We start from the raw sequence: 15068 nt of genomic DNA, 5'->3' as shown, positions 1-15068 counted from the left end.
ATCTCCTCGCCATAGTGCGGGCATGACACGAACCCGCTTGTCTGCGCGTCTGCGCACCCGTGCCCGCGCCCGCACGGCCCTGCTGTGTGCCGCGCTCCTCGCCGCCACGGTCCAGACCACCGCCGTCTCCCCCGCGTTCGCGGGCGGCCCCGGCCACGACGACCGCGACTGCGTGAGGACCCGGGGGCCCCTCGACGACCAGGCCCGCGAGATCCTGGGCATCGCCCGCACGGCCAAGGACGAGCTCCACCTCAATGCCGTGCAGCTGCGGGTCACCGTCGACGGACGCGAAGTCCTCACGGACGCGCTCGGCAACTCCATGACCAACGTTCCCGCCGAGCCGGACATGCACTTCCGCGCCGGCTCCGTGGCCTTCGCCCACATCGGCACGGCTCTCCTTCAACTGGTCGAGGAGGGGCGGGTCCGCCTCGACGACACCGTGGAGCGCTGGCTGCCCCGGCTGCCCAACGCCCGCAAGATCACCCTGCGGATGCTGGCGACCAACACCACCGGCCTGCACGACTACGTCACCGACCCGGCCTTCCTCGCCGAGCTCGCAGCGCACCCCTTCCGCCAGTGGACCCCCAAGGAGCTGGTCGGATACCCGCTGCGCCACCCGTTCTGGTACGCGCCGGGCACCAGCTGGAGCTACTCCCACGCCAACTACGTGCTCCTGGTCGCCGCGCTGGAGAAGATCACCGGCATGCGGATCGACGAATTCGTGGAGCAGCGGATCACGGGCCCGCTGGGCCTGCGCGACACACAGAACAACTTCACCCCCGACATCCCGCGTCCTGTCCTGCACGCCTTCACCTCCGAGCGCGGCGTGTACGAGGAATCCACCTTCTGGAACCCCTCGTGGACCACCGCACCCGGCGCGGTCATCACCACCAACATCTGCGACCTGGCCCGGTCGGCGCAGGCCATCGGCAGCGGCGAACTCCTTTCGCACCCCGCCTACCGCACCCTCCTCAACCCCGGCACGGTCGGCCTCGGCGGCGCGACCGCGACGTGTCCCGCCACGGTGTGTCTGAAGCAGACACGGGCCAAGCACTTCGGTCTCGGTGTCATCGTCGTCAACGGGTGGGTGCTCCAGAACCCGTCGTTCTCGGGCTATGCGGCCATCCAGGCGTACCTCCCGTCCGACCGCCTCGCCATCGCGGTGTCCGCCACCAAGACCGCGACCACTCCCGACGGCAACATGGCCGAACAGGTCGCCGAGCGCATCGCGGCGGCGCTGGCCCCGGACACCCCCCTGGCGGTCAGCTGACCAGCACCGAACGGGAACCACCCGCCCCGGCGGCACATCTTCATGGGCATCGGCGCCCAGGTGTGCTGCCGGTTTCGGGTGGCGTCGGGTCAGCAAGGGGATGAGGCATGTTCGCTGTCGGCGGGGCGTTCGGGGTGGTGTTCGGCTCGATCGGACTCCTCTTCGCCGCCTTCGGGATCGGAATGCTCGTCGTGGGCGCCCGAAAGAGCTCCGAGTACAAGCGGGTCTTCCGCGAGGGGCACATGGCGGAGGCCCGCTGCCTGGAGACGTACGTGGTGCATCACCACTCCTCCAACGGGCCGAGCTCCAGTCAGCGGCGCCTGATCGTGGCGTTCCGGAGCGGCGACGGCCGGGACGTACGGGCCGAAGTCGTCGCTCGGCATCCGTATGTGGCGGGTGACGTCGTGCCGGTGCGGTACCTGCCGGAGCGTCCCGACCGGGCGGTGGCGGCGGAGGCCACGCCCGGCGTGGGAGTCGTCACCTGCCTCTTCAGTGGGGTGATGGTGATCCTGACCTGCATGGGGCTGTTCTTCGCCGCGATCGGCCTCGGTGTCGCCGCGTTCATGAGTACGAGCTGACGCGGCGGCTCCCGCACATCGGGAGGGGTGCGCCGGTCCGCGGAGGCGGATCACAGTCGTCGCGTGGGGACAGTGAACGGCTCTGCGCCGGTATCCGGTGAAGTCCATGCTCGGCGAGGAGGTGGCCTCCGCACGTATCACCGAGCGCGGGGTCGCCGGGGACCGGATGCTCGCGGTGGTGGGTGAGCAGGCCGCGGTCGGCAGCGCCAAGCACCCTCGTAAGTGGGGTGCTCTGCTGGGCTGTCGGAGCCGGCTGGACGACGGCGGCGCGGTGTGGGTGAGGCTCCCGGAGGGCACCGGTCCGCCCGCCGGGGATGCCGAGTTGGACAAACGGCTGTCCGGGCTGCTAGGCCGACGGGTGTCGGTGTCCGGCACACCCCCGGAGCGCGGCGTACTGGAGCGCATGGTGCCCGAGCACGAGGGCGGTGTGCCGCACATGCCGCCCAGCCCCCGCAGCCAACGCAGCCGCCGCGAACAACTGCTTCAGCGCCGCGAACGCCGCCTCGCGGTCCACCAGGCCGTCGAGGCTGTGCAGGGTGTGCAGGCCGATGCCGGTGCCGAAGACGATCGAGGCCACTGTCTTCGCGTCGGGTAGCCCGGTCAGTCATCGAGCTCGCCGCGAGCAAGAAGCTCGACCCGTATCTGTCCTGGACCGGTGACTTCGAGGAGACCGGCCTCGCGCACCAGCTGATGTACGAGAACAAGCACGAGTCGGGCAACATGACCGTCCGCGTGAACGCGGTGAGCGGCTGACCGTACGGCAGATGCGCCAACTGGGCCGACTGTGCGGCGGTGACGGCCGGAGAGACCATCGCCGCCGCACAGTGGTTCGCGGAATGTGTTCAGACCAGGGTGGTGATGCAGAACGGGTGGCCTGCGGGATCCAGCAGGACCCGCCAGCGGTCGGGGTCCGGCTGGAGGTCGGGCTTGACGGCACCGAGGGCGAGCAACTCGGCCTGGGCCGCGTCCAAGTCGTCGACGCCCACTTCTATGTGGGCCTGCTTTTCCTGGGAGGGGTCGGGCCAGGTGGGGCGGCGGTAGTCGGCCAGCCGGTTGAATCCCAGACCGGCGGCGCCGTCCTGGCCGAGCAGGACGAAGTCGTCGGTCGAGAAGACGACGGGCAGGCCGAGTGCCTCGCCGTAGAATCGGGCCAGCCCGGCGGGGTCGGGGCAGTCGAAGGTGACGGCCGCATAGCGGAACGGTCGCGCGGACGCGTGTGCAGAACTCATGGCCCGGACGATAGGCGGGAAGTGGGACAGATCCGGTCCTACTTCGGCAGCAGATGACCGGCGCATGCTCGCCCGACCACCACCCCCGGCACAGCGAAGGCCGTGGCGCACCTGACAGATTCAGATGCGGCACGGCCTCGTCGCAGCGGCGGGTCAGTGCTTGTTGACGCAGGTGGTGCCACCGGCCGGGTTGGCCAAACCGATGAGGTTCACGGAGTTGCCGCAGACGTTCACCGGAATGTGGATGGGCACCTGGATCAGGTTGCCCGAGAGGAAGCCGGGGGAATGGGCGGCAATCCCGTGGGCATCGGCGTCGGCCACGGCAACGCCCGTGCCGGCGAAGGCTCCCACCGTGGCCAGGGTGGTCGCGGCGAACTCTGTCCGGATACGCATACGCATGTCTCTCCCAGATCGACGGAGCGTCGTGATTCCCCACAGCGGCGAGCCGCAGCGGATCACACCGACCCTCAGATCTGGGCGGGATGATCGCCCCTTCGGATAAAACGCCGCCCGCATGGATCAGGGCATCGTCCAGTTGGGTGCCCGGATCCGACGGACCGGCTGCGCGGGTCCGCCTGAAAGGAGCCGTTCCGGGAGCCGCCCCGACCCCACCCGGCCAACCAAGATCCTCGGGGTGCAGAATGACCCGTATGTCGATGATGAACACGCCGAAGACAGCAACGATCGACGACGCTCCCGCAATCAGCCGCACTCTGGCCCGCGCCTTCGAGGACGACCCGGTGATGCGCTGGTTCTTCCCCGGCGACACCTCGCGCGAGGCAGGGCTGACCCGCTACTTCGCCACGCTCTTCACCCGGCAGTACGTCCACCACGGTGTGTGCGAGACCACCGGGGCGGCGGCCGCCTTCTGGGTGCCGCCGGAGGCGCGGGCCAAGGCGGTTCCCGACGCGGAGACCGTCGGCGAGCTGGAGGTTCTGCTCGGCGACCGGGCCGGGCTGTTCAGGGAGACCGTCGAGGCGGCCGCCGCGCACGGCCCCCAGGAGCCGCACTGGTATCTGGCGGTGATCGGCACCGACCCGGCCGGCCAGGGCCAGGGACACGGGTCCGCTCTGCTGCGCTCGGGCCTGGCCAAGGCCGACGCGGCGGGTCTGCCCGTCTACCTGGAGTCCTCCAAGCCGTCCAACCTGCCCGTCTACGAGCACTTCGGCTTCACCGCCCTTGAGGAGGTGCGAATGCCGGGGAACGGGCCGACGCGGTGGGCGATGCGGCGCGCACCGCGCACGAACACCTCTGCGGGTGACTTCGTCCCGCACGACTTCGTCGTCCCCCGGGGCCTGTCCGGTGACGGGTTCCGTCTGGAGCCTCTGGAGGGACGGCACAACGAGGCCGATCACGCGGCCTGGATGTCGAGCATCGAGCACATCCGGTCCACACCCGGGTTCCAGCGTTCTTGGCCTCCGGCATCGGGAATGAGCCTGGAGGAGAACCTCCGGGACCTGAACCGGCACGCGGACGACTTCGCCAAGCGGGTGGGCTTCACCTACTCCGTCCTCGACGGCGGTGACGAGGTGATCGGCTGTGTCTACATCTACCCGTCTCGTTCGGACGCCCAGGTCACGCAGGTGAGTTCGTGGGTGCGAGCCGACCGCGCGGAGCTGGACGGGCCGCTGCACGACGCGGTGGCGGCGTGGCTGTCCTCGGCGTGGCCGTTCCAGCAGGTCGACTACCGGTCGGGGACGTAACCCCAGGGCCGCCGAGTCCCGAAGGTCCCAACTCCGGTACGAGTCGGGCCCTTTGGTCAACGCTTACCGGTCACAGCCCTGATCGGAACAGAATGCGGTACGTGTTCCAGCCGCCGCCGACCGGGAAGCCGTCGACGTCGTCGCCTTGGTGGCGCGAACATGGCGCGGCCCGGCGCACACCTACTGCGGCGGCATACGGCGAGTCCCAAGCCCTGGGTGGGCCAGCGCCGCCAGGTAGTCGTCGAGGAGCTCGGTCTGGCGAGCGGGTGGGAACGCCTCGGGGGCGAAGAGGGTCTGGACCACCAGCCCGAGTACGAACGACTGGGCGCCGGCCGCGATGCGCGCCGGGTCTCCGGGCGGCAGTTCGCCGAGCTGTTGGGCCGCGGCGACCAGGGCGCACAGTTTTTCCCGGCTTCGCCCGTACTTGAGGGCGTACTCGTCGCTCAGAGCGGGGTCGGCGAGGGCCGCGTCCCACGAGGACACCCAGATCCGGTTGGTGGCGGTGGCCTCGGCGGTCAGCGGCAGGATGCCGAGCAGGGCGGCCCGCACGGCGGAAAGGCCAGTGCCTCCGGTGCGCCGGGGGCGGGAGGCGGTTCGCTGGTCGAGCAGTTCCAGGGCGTGTGCGACCAGGTCGCGCTTGGCGGGGAAGTAGTGGGTGAGCAGACCGGTGGTCGCGCCGAGCTCGGCGGCGACGGCGCGCAGGGTCAGCCCGCCGAAGCCCTGCGCGGCGAGCACCCGCCAGACCGCTTCGGAGACGTCTCGACGACGGGCTTCGTGATCCCCCTTGGTGCGTGGCATGCTGCTACCGTACATAACCGTAACGCTTGTTATGCGAACGGGGTCATCATGCTCTCCCTCCCACTGCGGGACAACGCCCACCTCCGCCCGCTGGAGATGTGGCACGCCGAGGAGTTCGCCGCCCATCTGGACCGGGCCCGCGAGCACATCCGCCCCTGGGTCGGGGCCGGGTTCGTCACCGACGACGTCGACGGAGCGCGCGCCACACTGCGCCGCTACGCCGAGCGCCAGGCCGCGGACGGCGCCCGCATCTACGGCATATGGCTCGACGGCACACTGGTCGGCGGCGTGATGTTCACCGACTTCAGCGCCGCCTCGGGCTCCTGCGAGGTCGGCTGCTGGCTGGAACCGGCCGCCGAGGGCCACGGCGTGGTCACCCAGGCCTGCGGCGCCTTGCTGGACTGGGCGTTCACCACGCGCGGGCTGCACCGCGCCGAGTGGCACTGCCGGTCCGACAACGAGCGGAGCGCCGCGGTGGCCAAGCGACTCGGTATGACCCTGGAGGGTGTGCGGCGCGAGTTCTGGCCGTACGCCGGCACCCGCTACGACAAGCAGATCTGGGGGGTCCTGGCTCCCGAATGGCGAGCCCGTCGCCAGTGACGGCCGCGTCACCCTGCCGCGGCGGCCCGGCTCCGGGTGTGCCATCTGGACAGTTTGGCCAGCAGGAAGACCAGGGCGGCCGCGCAGGCCACCGCGCCCCACGAGGGCAGCAGCAGGGCGGCGGGCAGGAGCATGCCCGGGGTGAGGACCAGACAGGGGACGTACCAGCGCAGTACGTTGCGCAGCCCGTCGCCGTAGCGCGTCGAGATGGCCGCGTTCGCGCTGTAGAAGGCGAGGACGCCGCCGCACAGCGCCCATCCTGCGCCTGCGGGCAGTACGTGGTGGGGTTCGGCGACCGCGGTGCCGAGCGCCGCCGCGATCACCGTGATACCGCAGACCAGCACGAACGGCAGATACATCACGGTGTCCCGCATGACCTGCGTCGCCCGGCCCGACTGGGCCCGGCTCAGGCCCCGCTCGGCGTTGCCCGTACCCCAGACGAAGAAGATCATGGCGAGTTCGGCGGCGACCACGAACGAGAACAGCGCGGTCACACCGGAGGCGGCGGTGAAGTGCTCCTCGAAGGTGGCGACCACCGTGAAGACGCTCTCACCGAGCACGATCACCACGAACAGGCCGATCCGCTCGACCAGATGCTCCACCGACATCCGCTCGTACGGCGCGGTGCCGAGCCCCGCCCGGATCGCGAGCAGTGCCATTTCCAGAGCGATCGCCACGCCCCACACCGCGAACCGCCAGGCCCCCGGCAGCGCGGCCGAGACAGCCCACAGCGCCGCGGGCACCAGGCAGTACAGCAGCGGCCGCCACAGCGGCAGCGGGCTGCCCGGGCGGCGGGCGTGGCGGAACCAGATCAGGAACAGCGCCAGCCGCACCCAGGCCGCCCCGAGGGCGTACGCCCAGGCGCGCTCTTCCAGGCCCGCCGGGGAGGCCGCGGCCATCAGCCCGAGCGCGGGCATCGCGGCGAGCAGCATCCCCTGGACACGGGGCGAGGCCGAGCCGAAGAGGTTGACCATGACCGTCAGGTTCACCCACGCCCACCAGGCCGGGAAGAACAGCACCAGGAACTTCCCGAACTCGGCCGGGCCCGGGTTCCCGTGCAACCCGTGCGCGAGCACACTGACCGTCACCACGAAGACCAGGTCGAAGAACAGCTCGAACCAGCCCGCGCGGTGTTCCTCGGACCCACCGCTCGTACCGTCGACCGCCCCGGGATCTGTCATGTCGCTCACCCGCCCACTGTGTGAGGCACACCCGGCGGCGGGAGCCGGACGCGCCGGGGAGGAGCGGGTGAGACGCCCGGGCGGGCCAGCGGTCGGCACCCGGCAGACCAATCCCCGAGGAGACGACTCCCGGACACGAGCGGGTACTCGCCGGCCGGGCAATTGACACCCCCTTATGGCTCTCACACAGCTCGGTTCGACATACTTCGCGCCGTGGACCAGCGAACAGATGACCAGCACCCCGCCCTCAACGCCGCCGCGCTGAACCCGGCGCACATCCCCGGGCTCATGCCCGCCCAGGCCGCCGCGCCCGAAGCATCGACGGAGGGACAGAGTGCGGCCGAGCCAGGGCCGGAGCCCGAGACCGAAGACGTGACGGCCGGTGAGCCCGAGCCCGCCGCCGCACCTGCGGCGGACGCCGAAGCCGAGCCCGAGGCCGACGATCCGGCCCCCGAACCCCCCGCGCCCGGCGCGGCCGAGGACGGCCCCGTTTTCCTCGTGTCCGACCGTCGGGGATCCATCACCGCCGACCACTCGGGAATCCGGCTGCGTCTCGACGACGAAGAGGCCGAGTTCGGGTGGGACGAGCTCAGCGCCGTCGAGTACGCGACCTCGCGCTGGACCCGGAGGTTCACCATCACGGTGCATCTGCCCCGGCCCCGCTGGTTCCGCATGGACGTCCAGGCCGAGGACCGGGCGAGCCTCGCCGGGTGGTCCGAGCAGCTCGAAGAAGTGCTGAACGCGTACTTCGAAGAGTAGAACCAACCGCCCAAAAGGCGAACGACGACGCCTGCACCGCGCCGAGTCGCACACCCCGCGACCTCGGCGCGGACGTCGTCGTACCCCATGGCTTGTTCCGCACTGCTCTGCCGCCATCTCCTCCACAAGGCAAGGCAAACTCAAGCGGAAACTGACATGAACAACACCGATGCGAAGGATCGGTCGAATCCCGGACCCGGGGCCGAGGGGGAGAAACATGCTCGCACTGCGGTGGATCAAACCGGCGTCCGCACCAGGCTCCCCAGCCGCCGCGCGGAAGTACCCGTCAGCAGTGGCCGCGGACGGTGCTCGATGACGAGCCTCGATGAACGCGGCCGGGAAGACGACGAGGGACCCGGCGAGGAACAACCCGGCGCCCACACCCATGAAACGGCCGTCTCGCTGGACCGACCCGCCGCTCAACTGCCGTTGTCCGCAGGTTCCAAAGCCGCCAACCTCGCTCGCGCGGCGGCCGCCGGACTGCCGGTCCTGCCCGGATTCGTCATCCCGCACGGCGCCGGTGACGACGCCCAGGCCCTGCGGCACGCCTGGCGAGAGCTCTCCCACGACGGCGCGGTCCCTCTGGTCGTACGCTCCTCGTCCCCGCAGGAGGACACCGAGGAGTCGTCCCTGGCGGGGCAGTTCGCCTCCGTGCTCGATGTCCGCGACTGGCCCGCCTTCCGTGCGGCGGTGCGCACGGTCCTCGACTCCGCGGACCGGCCCGACGGCACCCGGGCCCCCATGGCCGTCCTCGTCCAGCCCATGCTCAACGCGCGCGTGGGCGGTGTGCTCTTCGGCGCCGACCCCGTCGAAGGCCGTGTGGACCGGATGCTGGTCAGCGCCGTGCGCGGTGGGCCCGACACCCTGGTCAGCGGGGAACAGGACGGCACCAGCTACCACTTGGCACGCTCCGGTCGGCCGCTGCGCCCCACGCCGCCGCAGCCCAGCGGCGGGAAACTGCTTACCCGTACCGAGCTGTACCGCCTCGCTCGCCTGGCCCGGCGGGTGGAACGGATCTTCGGCGGACCGCAGGACATGGAGTTCGGGTTCGACGGTGCAGGCCGCCTATGGCTGTTCCAGGCCCGTCCCATCACGGCCATGACCGCGCGGCCCGCACGCGGCGCACGGCTGCTCGGCCCCGGTCCCGTCGCCGAAACCCTCCCCGGCACACTGCAACCGCTGGAGGAGGACTTGTGGGTGGCACCGATGGCCCGGGGGCTCTGCTCCGCGCTCGACATCGGCGGCAGCGCACCGCGCCGTCTGCTGCGCACCCACCCCGTGGTCACCACGGTCGCCGGACGTGCCGCGGCGGACCTGCGTCTGCTGGGCATCGCACCGCCCCGCCACCGTCTGCTCGCCAGGGTCAACCCGCTGCCGGGCGCCCGCCGTCTGGCGGCCGCGTGGCGCACCGGGCGGCTGACCCGCGCCCTGCCCGCCCTCGCCCTCGACCTCACGGCCGACATCGACCGCCGGTTGGCCGAAACACCGGCACCGGCCGAGCTCTCGCGCGCCGACCTGGCCGATCTGCTGCGCTGGACCCGCTCCGCCCTGGCGGCCCTGCACGCGCAGGAAGCGCTGGCGGGCGCGTTGCTGCGCGAGAGCAGCACCCGTACGGCCGCGAGCACGGCGCTCGCCGCACTGGCCGAATGCCGAGGCCAGGGGCTCACGGACGCCGAGATCGTGGCGGGCGCACCGGTGGTCCTGGCACTCACCCCGCCGAGCCTCACCGCTCCACTGCGGCTGCCGCCGACCGGAGAGAACGGTCTCGGGCGCGCGGGCACGGCGACGGATTCGAGTCACCTCGCCCTGCCGGCCCGCGAGTCACTGCGGCTGCGCATCCGCTGGATCCACCAACTGCAGCTCCACCTCGTCCAGGACGCCGCACGCCGTATCACCCTGTCGCACCGCGCCGTCGCGTTGCTGCGCTGGCACGAGTTGCTGAGCACCCTGGACGGCGATCCTCTGCCGGCCGACGTCGCACAGCGGCTCCCCCGCCCCGACAGCCCGCCGCTGCCCGACACCTTCCGCGTGGCGGACGACTCGGCGGTCGTCGCCGAACGCCCGCGCAAGGGCGCGTCCCCGGCCCAGGGCGTCTCCGGCGGCCGCGCCACCGGAACCGCCTGGGACGGCCGAGGCGAACGCCCCGAGGACGCCGTACTGGTCGTACGCACCCTCGACCCGGCACTCGCACCGCTACTGCCGCACGTGACCGCCCTGGTCGCCCAGACCGGCAGCCCGCTGTCCCATCTGGCCGTACTGGCCCGGGAGTTCAGGGTGCCGACGGTGGTCGGCGCCGCCGACGCCGTACGGCGCTTCACTCCGGGAACCCGCCTGGCCGTCGACGGCACGAGCGGCGACCTACGCCTGGAAGACACCCGTACGCGAGAGGCGGCCGACCGGTGAAACGACTGGCACACCTCTTCGCGGGCGCGGCCGGGCTCGGCGCGGGCACGTACGTCGTCATCTACCTCTACCGCTGGCAGTGGCAGCGCGCGATCATGTGCGGTGTCCTGCTGCTCGTCGCCGAAGTGCTGCTGCTCGGCCTGATCGTGCTGGGCCGCCTCAGCCGTATCGAGCAACGCGTCGACGAGGGCGACCGGCGCCACGCGGACGTCCTGGCCCGCCTGGAACAACCCCGCGCCGAGGATCCCGCCACGCGTTTCCGGTGGCTGGACGACATCCGCGTGGAGCGCACCCACGTATTCGTTCCCGTCCTGATGGCCGCGGGCGCCGTGCTCTCGGGGCTCGCGCGGATCGTTCAGAAGATCGCCCAGAGCACGGTCCGCCCCGCCGCCGACCGCCGGGTCGCGGGCCGTCTCGCGGTCCTCGCCGCGCCGCCCCTCGGCGCCGATCTCGACGCCCTGCCCACGACGGGCCCCGACCCGCGCCGCACCCGACACCGGATCACCAGTGTCGTCGCCGGAACCACCGCACTGGCAGCACTCGTTCTCGGCCTGGGCGAACTGACCGAAACCCGCCCCGAAGAGCGCGCCCCGGACACCATCGCGACCTCGGTGGTGGTTCGCCTCGCCACCCGAGGCGTTTCCGGCCAGGAGTACCAGGCCCTGCTGGCCCACGAGATCTGGAACCGCTGCCGTCACTCCACCGCCGTCCCGCTGTACGACGCCGCGCTCGGCAGCCTCGGCGACGGCCTCTACGCGGGCGTCGTCCACCCCGCCCTCGCCGACCACGACCGGATGCGGCTGCGCGGCTGTCTGGAGGACACGGCAACCGACCGCGCGTACTTCAAGGTCGTCGGCATGGACCAGACCCGGAGGGACAAGCACTGACGCAGGGGCGGCCACAGGGGCCAAAGTGCGCCGCAATGCGGCGGGAGGCGGTGGGCGCGGGCCGGGAGGGTATCCGTAGGGAAGGAAGTACGTTCCACTTCCCGTCAGGAGGTCGCCCGTGGCTACCACTTCGACACCTCGTCGTCGGCCGCCCCCGGATTACGGGACGGTCCGTCCCCGGCGCTCCGCGTGGTCGGGGGTGCTCATCGGGGTCGGGATCGCCGCGTTCGTCGACGAGACGGTGTTCCATCAGCTCCTGCACTGGCACCACTTCTACGACAAGTCCACCCCGGGCGTGGGCCTGGTCTCCGACGGCCTCTTCCACGCCTTCGGCTGGTTCGCCGTGGTCATCGGCCTGGTGCTGGTGGCGGACCTGCGCCGGCGCGGTGCGCTGACCGGTTGGGGTCTGACCGGCGGGATCCTGCTGGGCGCGGGGTTCTTCCAGCTCTACGACGGAACGATCCAGCACAAGCTCCTCAAGCTGCACCAGATCCGCTATCACGTCGACCTGGTCCCCTATGACTGGACGTGGAACGTGCTCGCGGTGATCTTCCTGGTCGTCGGCGCGGTGCTGGTGAGGCACTCCCGCACTCGCGAAACGCATGGGGCCGACGCGGCGGTGGGCCGCGAGCCGAGCTGATGGCGCCCATGACCAACCCCATGCCGATGCCCATGCCCTCAGGGCAGGGCATGGGCGCACCGGCGGGGCTGGCCGCGGTTCTCGCCCTGAGCGCGGGAGTGGGCTACCTCCTGGCGGCGCGGCGTCTGCGGCGCCGGGGGGACGCGTGGCCACGGTTACGGGACGCCTCCTTCACAGCCGGCCAGGCGGGCCTGGCCGCGGTGGCTCTGGCACCGACGCCGGGCGGGGAGTTCACGGCTCACATGGTCCAGCACCTGGTCATCGGCATGGCGGCCCCGCTGCTGCTGGTGCTGGGCCGCCCCGTAACCCTTGTCCTGCGCGCCCTTCCGGTGGGCCCTGCCCGGCGCGGCCTGCGGGCCGTGGTCCGCTCCCGGCCGGTCGGCCTGCTCGTCCTGCCACCGGTGGCCGCGGTGCTCGACGTGGGCGGTCTGTGGCTGCTGTATCGCACCCGGCTGTTCGCCCTCCTCCACGACCAGCCTTGGCTGCACGCCGCCGTCTACACCCACGTCCTGGCCGCCGGCCTGCTGTTCAGCTTCGCCATCTGCCAACTCGACCCCGTACGTCACCGCTACGGCCTGCCGCTGCGCGCCGCCACCCTGGTCGCCGCCGCCACCGCCCACTCGGTGCTGGCCAAGACCCTCTACAGCACCTCCCCGCCCGGCACGGCCTTCACCGGCCACGACCTGGCCCGCGCCGCGGAGGCGATGTACTACGGCGGCGACCTGGTGGAGCTCGCCCTGGCCGCCGCCCTGGCCCGGCAGTGGTACACCGTCACGGGCCGCCGCCTCTCCCCCGCCCGCCGTGGCCTCCGGGCGGGGTGACGGCACCCCTACGCGTGCGGGATCAGCGGCCCGCGACGACGGAACGCTTGCCGTCCGGCGTCAGCGGCACGGTGAGCGGCTGGGTGCCCGCGCCGCGTGCGGCGCGGCCGTCCAACGGCTTCTGCACCGTGTTGATGTTCAGCGAGACACCCTGGCCTCCGCTGAACGTGCCGGTCGCGAACGCGTTCACCGTCGCGTCCGCCGTGATCTCGTAACCGGTCGTATCCACGATGCCGTGGGTCCGGCAGTCGCGGAAGACGTCCTGGATCGGGACGAACCACAGCCAGTGCAGGTCCGAGCCACCGCTGAGGTCGACCTTCTCGTTGAACCACACGGCCACCATCCCGGACATCGACACCGTGGCCGCCCAGTCGATGTCGTACCGCTGCGTTCCCACCACCAACGACGCCTCGACGGCGGACTTCGGCGGGATCCGCAACGGCAGGTCGACGCTCCAGGTCTGCGTCTCCTTGTGCGCGAACTCCTGGGTCGAGGAAAGGCTCGCTTCGATGGAGGTGGTCTCGCTCACCTTCGCGACGGCCGGAATCTCCGCCGACACCTCCATCGTCACACCGATCTTCAGCGACTCGGTCACCGAGATCCGCAGATCCTGCTCCGTGGTCTTGCTCTGCCTGTACGTGACGGACTGCTCAACTGCCGTTCCATTGCGGTAGTTGGTGGTGATCGAACTGACCTGGCCGGGGACCGGCGAGGGCGCACTCGGGTCGTAGGTGATGCCGGAATACTTCGTCCGGACCTGATGGCGGTGGTAGTCGGCGAGGAAGCTCTGCTTCCCGTAGTCCGTGGAGGCGGTGAACCGGCAGCCCCGGGACGACGGATGGCGCTCACGGGCCATCCATCCGCCCCAGGCGTCGGTGATCTCCTGAAGCGAACGGCTGGCACCCTTCTTGGGCGGCGCGGCCTGTGCGGGAGTCGCGGCGGCGAGGGTGACCGGAATCGTGGCGGCGACTCCGGCGGCGGGCGCGAAAGCCAAGAGGCGCCGCCGGGACACACCGGGTATCTGGGACATGGGGATTCAAGACCTTTCTGCGGCACGGGCGTACGGGACGGAATTCCTGGGACGCCATGCAATCCCTGATCCCATCGGGGGCCTAGGGACTTAAGTCCCTGTCGGCACGCCCCGGCCAACCTTGGCCGAAAACCACCCAGACAACCCCGCGCCCGTGCCCCGGCGGCTTCCGCAGGAAAACAGGAAAAGGGGTGAGTGGGATGGCGCTCGGCCTGCTACCTTTGGCCGCGAAGCAGTCGGCCGTGACATCGCGCGAGGAGGTGAGACCCCATGAACGCTGTATCCATGTGGGTGCTCCCCCTCTCTTCACGGTCGGGGCCATTGACGTAGGTGTCATTGGGAGCGCCTCAACACCAAGGCACTCCCGAGAGGCAACCACCCATGTATTCTGCGCAGTTCACCGCGGAGACATCGTCGAATGGCGTCCTCGTACGCGACTTCACCGTCGGTGAGGTCACCGGCGCGCTCTGGTCCCCCGCATCGCCCACATCGGAATCCGGTCGCGCACCGCTGGTGCTCATGGGCCACGGCGGCGGCATGCACGCAAAGGCACCGGCGATGTCCGGCCGCGCACAGCGCCTCGTGGCCGACGGCGGTTTCCACGTAGCCACCATCGACGCCCCCGGCCACGGCGGCCGCCCGCGCACGGCGCACGACGAGCAGGAGATCGCCGTGATGCAGCAGGCGATGGCGGCAGGCGAGCCGGTCGGCCCGATCGTCGTTCGCTACAACGCCCACCTGGCGGAACGTGCCGTGCCGGAGTGGCGGGCGACCCTGGACGCCCTCCAGGAACTGCCGGAGATCGGCACCGAAGGGCCGGTCGGCTACTTCGGACTGAACATGGGCACCGCGATCGGCGTGCCGTTGACGGCGGTGGAACCCAGGATCACCGCCGCGGTGTTCGGCCTCTTCTGGCCAGATCCGCTGGCCGAGACGGCGAAGCGGATCACCATCCCGATCGAGTTCGCACTCCAGTGGGACGACGAGCACATCCCACGCGAAGACGGTCTCGCGCTCTTCGACGCCTTCGCCTCGAAGGAGAAGACGCTGCATGCCAACGCGGGCACGCACAAGGAGCTGCCCAGGTTCGAGGCGGACAGCGCGGTCCGGTTCTTCGCGAGGCACCTCGGCCGACCCGCCACCTGACCGGTCCGACCTGACCTGACGGG

The 15068-nt window shown here is 71.0% G+C and carries 15 protein-coding genes and 1 pseudogene; 11 read left to right on the top strand and 5 right to left on the bottom strand.

Going from position 1 to position 15068, the window contains the following annotated elements:
* Positions 1-22 precede the first annotated feature (22 nt).
* The 3 genes from ACFWA7_RS20315 (at position 23) to ACFWA7_RS20305 (ending at position 2443) form a co-directional block, all read left to right on the top strand.
* Complete coding sequence (locus ACFWA7_RS20315) at positions 23-1270, top strand: serine hydrolase domain-containing protein (RefSeq protein WP_385539691.1); 1248 nt, start codon at positions 23-25, stop codon at positions 1268-1270.
* A 107-nt stretch (positions 1271-1377) separates the two neighbouring features.
* Complete coding sequence (locus tag ACFWA7_RS20310) at positions 1378-1848, top strand: DUF3592 domain-containing protein (protein ID WP_385824379.1); 471 nt, start codon at positions 1378-1380, stop codon at positions 1846-1848.
* 82 nt (positions 1849-1930) lie between these two features.
* A complete protein-coding gene (locus tag ACFWA7_RS20305) occupies positions 1931-2443 on the top strand; it encodes an MOSC N-terminal beta barrel domain-containing protein (RefSeq protein WP_385824431.1) in 513 nt (170 codons plus the stop codon).
* Between the two features lie 247 nt (positions 2444-2690).
* On the opposite strand, the gene ACFWA7_RS20300 is transcribed toward ACFWA7_RS20305, so the two are convergent.
* Positions 2691-3077, bottom strand: a complete 387-nt coding sequence (locus tag ACFWA7_RS20300) for a VOC family protein (RefSeq protein ID WP_385824377.1) — start codon at positions 3075-3077, stop codon at positions 2691-2693.
* 153 nt (positions 3078-3230) lie between these two features.
* Positions 3231-3470 (bottom strand): chaplin, encoded by a 240-nt coding sequence (locus ACFWA7_RS20295; protein ID WP_385824375.1) that lies wholly within the window; start codon positions 3468-3470, stop codon positions 3231-3233.
* A 248-nt stretch (positions 3471-3718) separates the two neighbouring features.
* Here ACFWA7_RS20295 and ACFWA7_RS20290 point away from each other — a divergent pair.
* A pseudogene (locus tag ACFWA7_RS20290) lies at positions 3719-4318 on the top strand (GNAT family N-acetyltransferase); the annotation flags it as partial.
* A 642-nt stretch (positions 4319-4960) separates the two neighbouring features.
* Here ACFWA7_RS20290 and ACFWA7_RS20285 read toward each other — a convergent pair.
* Positions 4961-5578 (bottom strand): TetR/AcrR family transcriptional regulator, encoded by a 618-nt coding sequence (locus ACFWA7_RS20285; protein ID WP_385824373.1) that lies wholly within the window; start codon positions 5576-5578, stop codon positions 4961-4963.
* Between the two features lie 48 nt (positions 5579-5626).
* Between ACFWA7_RS20285 and ACFWA7_RS20280 the strand changes: the two genes are divergently transcribed.
* Complete coding sequence (locus ACFWA7_RS20280) at positions 5627-6178, top strand: GNAT family N-acetyltransferase (protein ID WP_385824371.1); 552 nt, start codon at positions 5627-5629, stop codon at positions 6176-6178.
* 8 nt (positions 6179-6186) lie between these two features.
* On the opposite strand, the gene ACFWA7_RS20275 is transcribed toward ACFWA7_RS20280, so the two are convergent.
* A complete protein-coding gene (locus ACFWA7_RS20275) occupies positions 6187-7359 on the bottom strand; it encodes a low temperature requirement protein A (RefSeq protein ID WP_385824429.1) in 1173 nt (390 codons plus the stop codon).
* 213 nt (positions 7360-7572) lie between these two features.
* On the opposite strand from ACFWA7_RS20275, the gene ACFWA7_RS20270 reads away from it, so the two are divergent.
* The 5 genes from ACFWA7_RS20270 (at position 7573) to ACFWA7_RS20250 (ending at position 12869) form a co-directional block, all read left to right on the top strand.
* Positions 7573-8118, top strand: coding sequence for a hypothetical protein (locus ACFWA7_RS20270; protein ID WP_385539702.1), 546 nt, complete (start codon positions 7573-7575; stop codon positions 8116-8118).
* A 312-nt stretch (positions 8119-8430) separates the two neighbouring features.
* Complete coding sequence (locus tag ACFWA7_RS20265) at positions 8431-10521, top strand: PEP/pyruvate-binding domain-containing protein (RefSeq protein ID WP_385824369.1); 2091 nt, start codon at positions 8431-8433, stop codon at positions 10519-10521.
* Positions 10518-11408, top strand: a complete 891-nt coding sequence (locus ACFWA7_RS20260; protein WP_385824367.1) for a hypothetical protein — start codon at positions 10518-10520, stop codon at positions 11406-11408. Before ACFWA7_RS20265 ends, ACFWA7_RS20260 begins: the two co-directional genes overlap by 4 nt.
* Positions 11409-11526: 118 nt before the next feature.
* Positions 11527-12048, top strand: a complete 522-nt coding sequence (locus ACFWA7_RS20255) for a DUF2243 domain-containing protein (RefSeq protein ID WP_385824364.1) — start codon at positions 11527-11529, stop codon at positions 12046-12048.
* 8 nt (positions 12049-12056) lie between these two features.
* Positions 12057-12869: a cytochrome c oxidase assembly protein gene (locus ACFWA7_RS20250; protein WP_385824362.1), complete on the top strand. Its 813-nt coding sequence runs from the start codon at positions 12057-12059 to the stop codon at positions 12867-12869.
* Between the two features lie 22 nt (positions 12870-12891).
* Here ACFWA7_RS20250 and ACFWA7_RS20245 read toward each other — a convergent pair whose 3' ends face one another.
* Positions 12892-13899: an ETX/MTX2 family pore-forming toxin gene (locus tag ACFWA7_RS20245; RefSeq protein WP_385539710.1), complete on the bottom strand. Its 1008-nt coding sequence runs from the start codon at positions 13897-13899 to the stop codon at positions 12892-12894.
* A 381-nt stretch (positions 13900-14280) separates the two neighbouring features.
* On the opposite strand from ACFWA7_RS20245, the gene ACFWA7_RS20240 reads away from it, so the two are divergent.
* Complete coding sequence (locus tag ACFWA7_RS20240; protein ID WP_385539712.1) at positions 14281-15045, top strand: alpha/beta hydrolase family protein; 765 nt, start codon at positions 14281-14283, stop codon at positions 15043-15045.
* Positions 15046-15068: the final 23 nt, after the last annotated feature.

Source organism: Streptomyces sp. NPDC059994 (assembly GCF_042737755.1).
In the GTDB taxonomy this organism is placed as follows: domain Bacteria; phylum Actinomycetota; class Actinomycetes; order Streptomycetales; family Streptomycetaceae; genus Streptomyces.
This window is presented reverse-complemented; position numbering and strand designations above follow the sequence as displayed.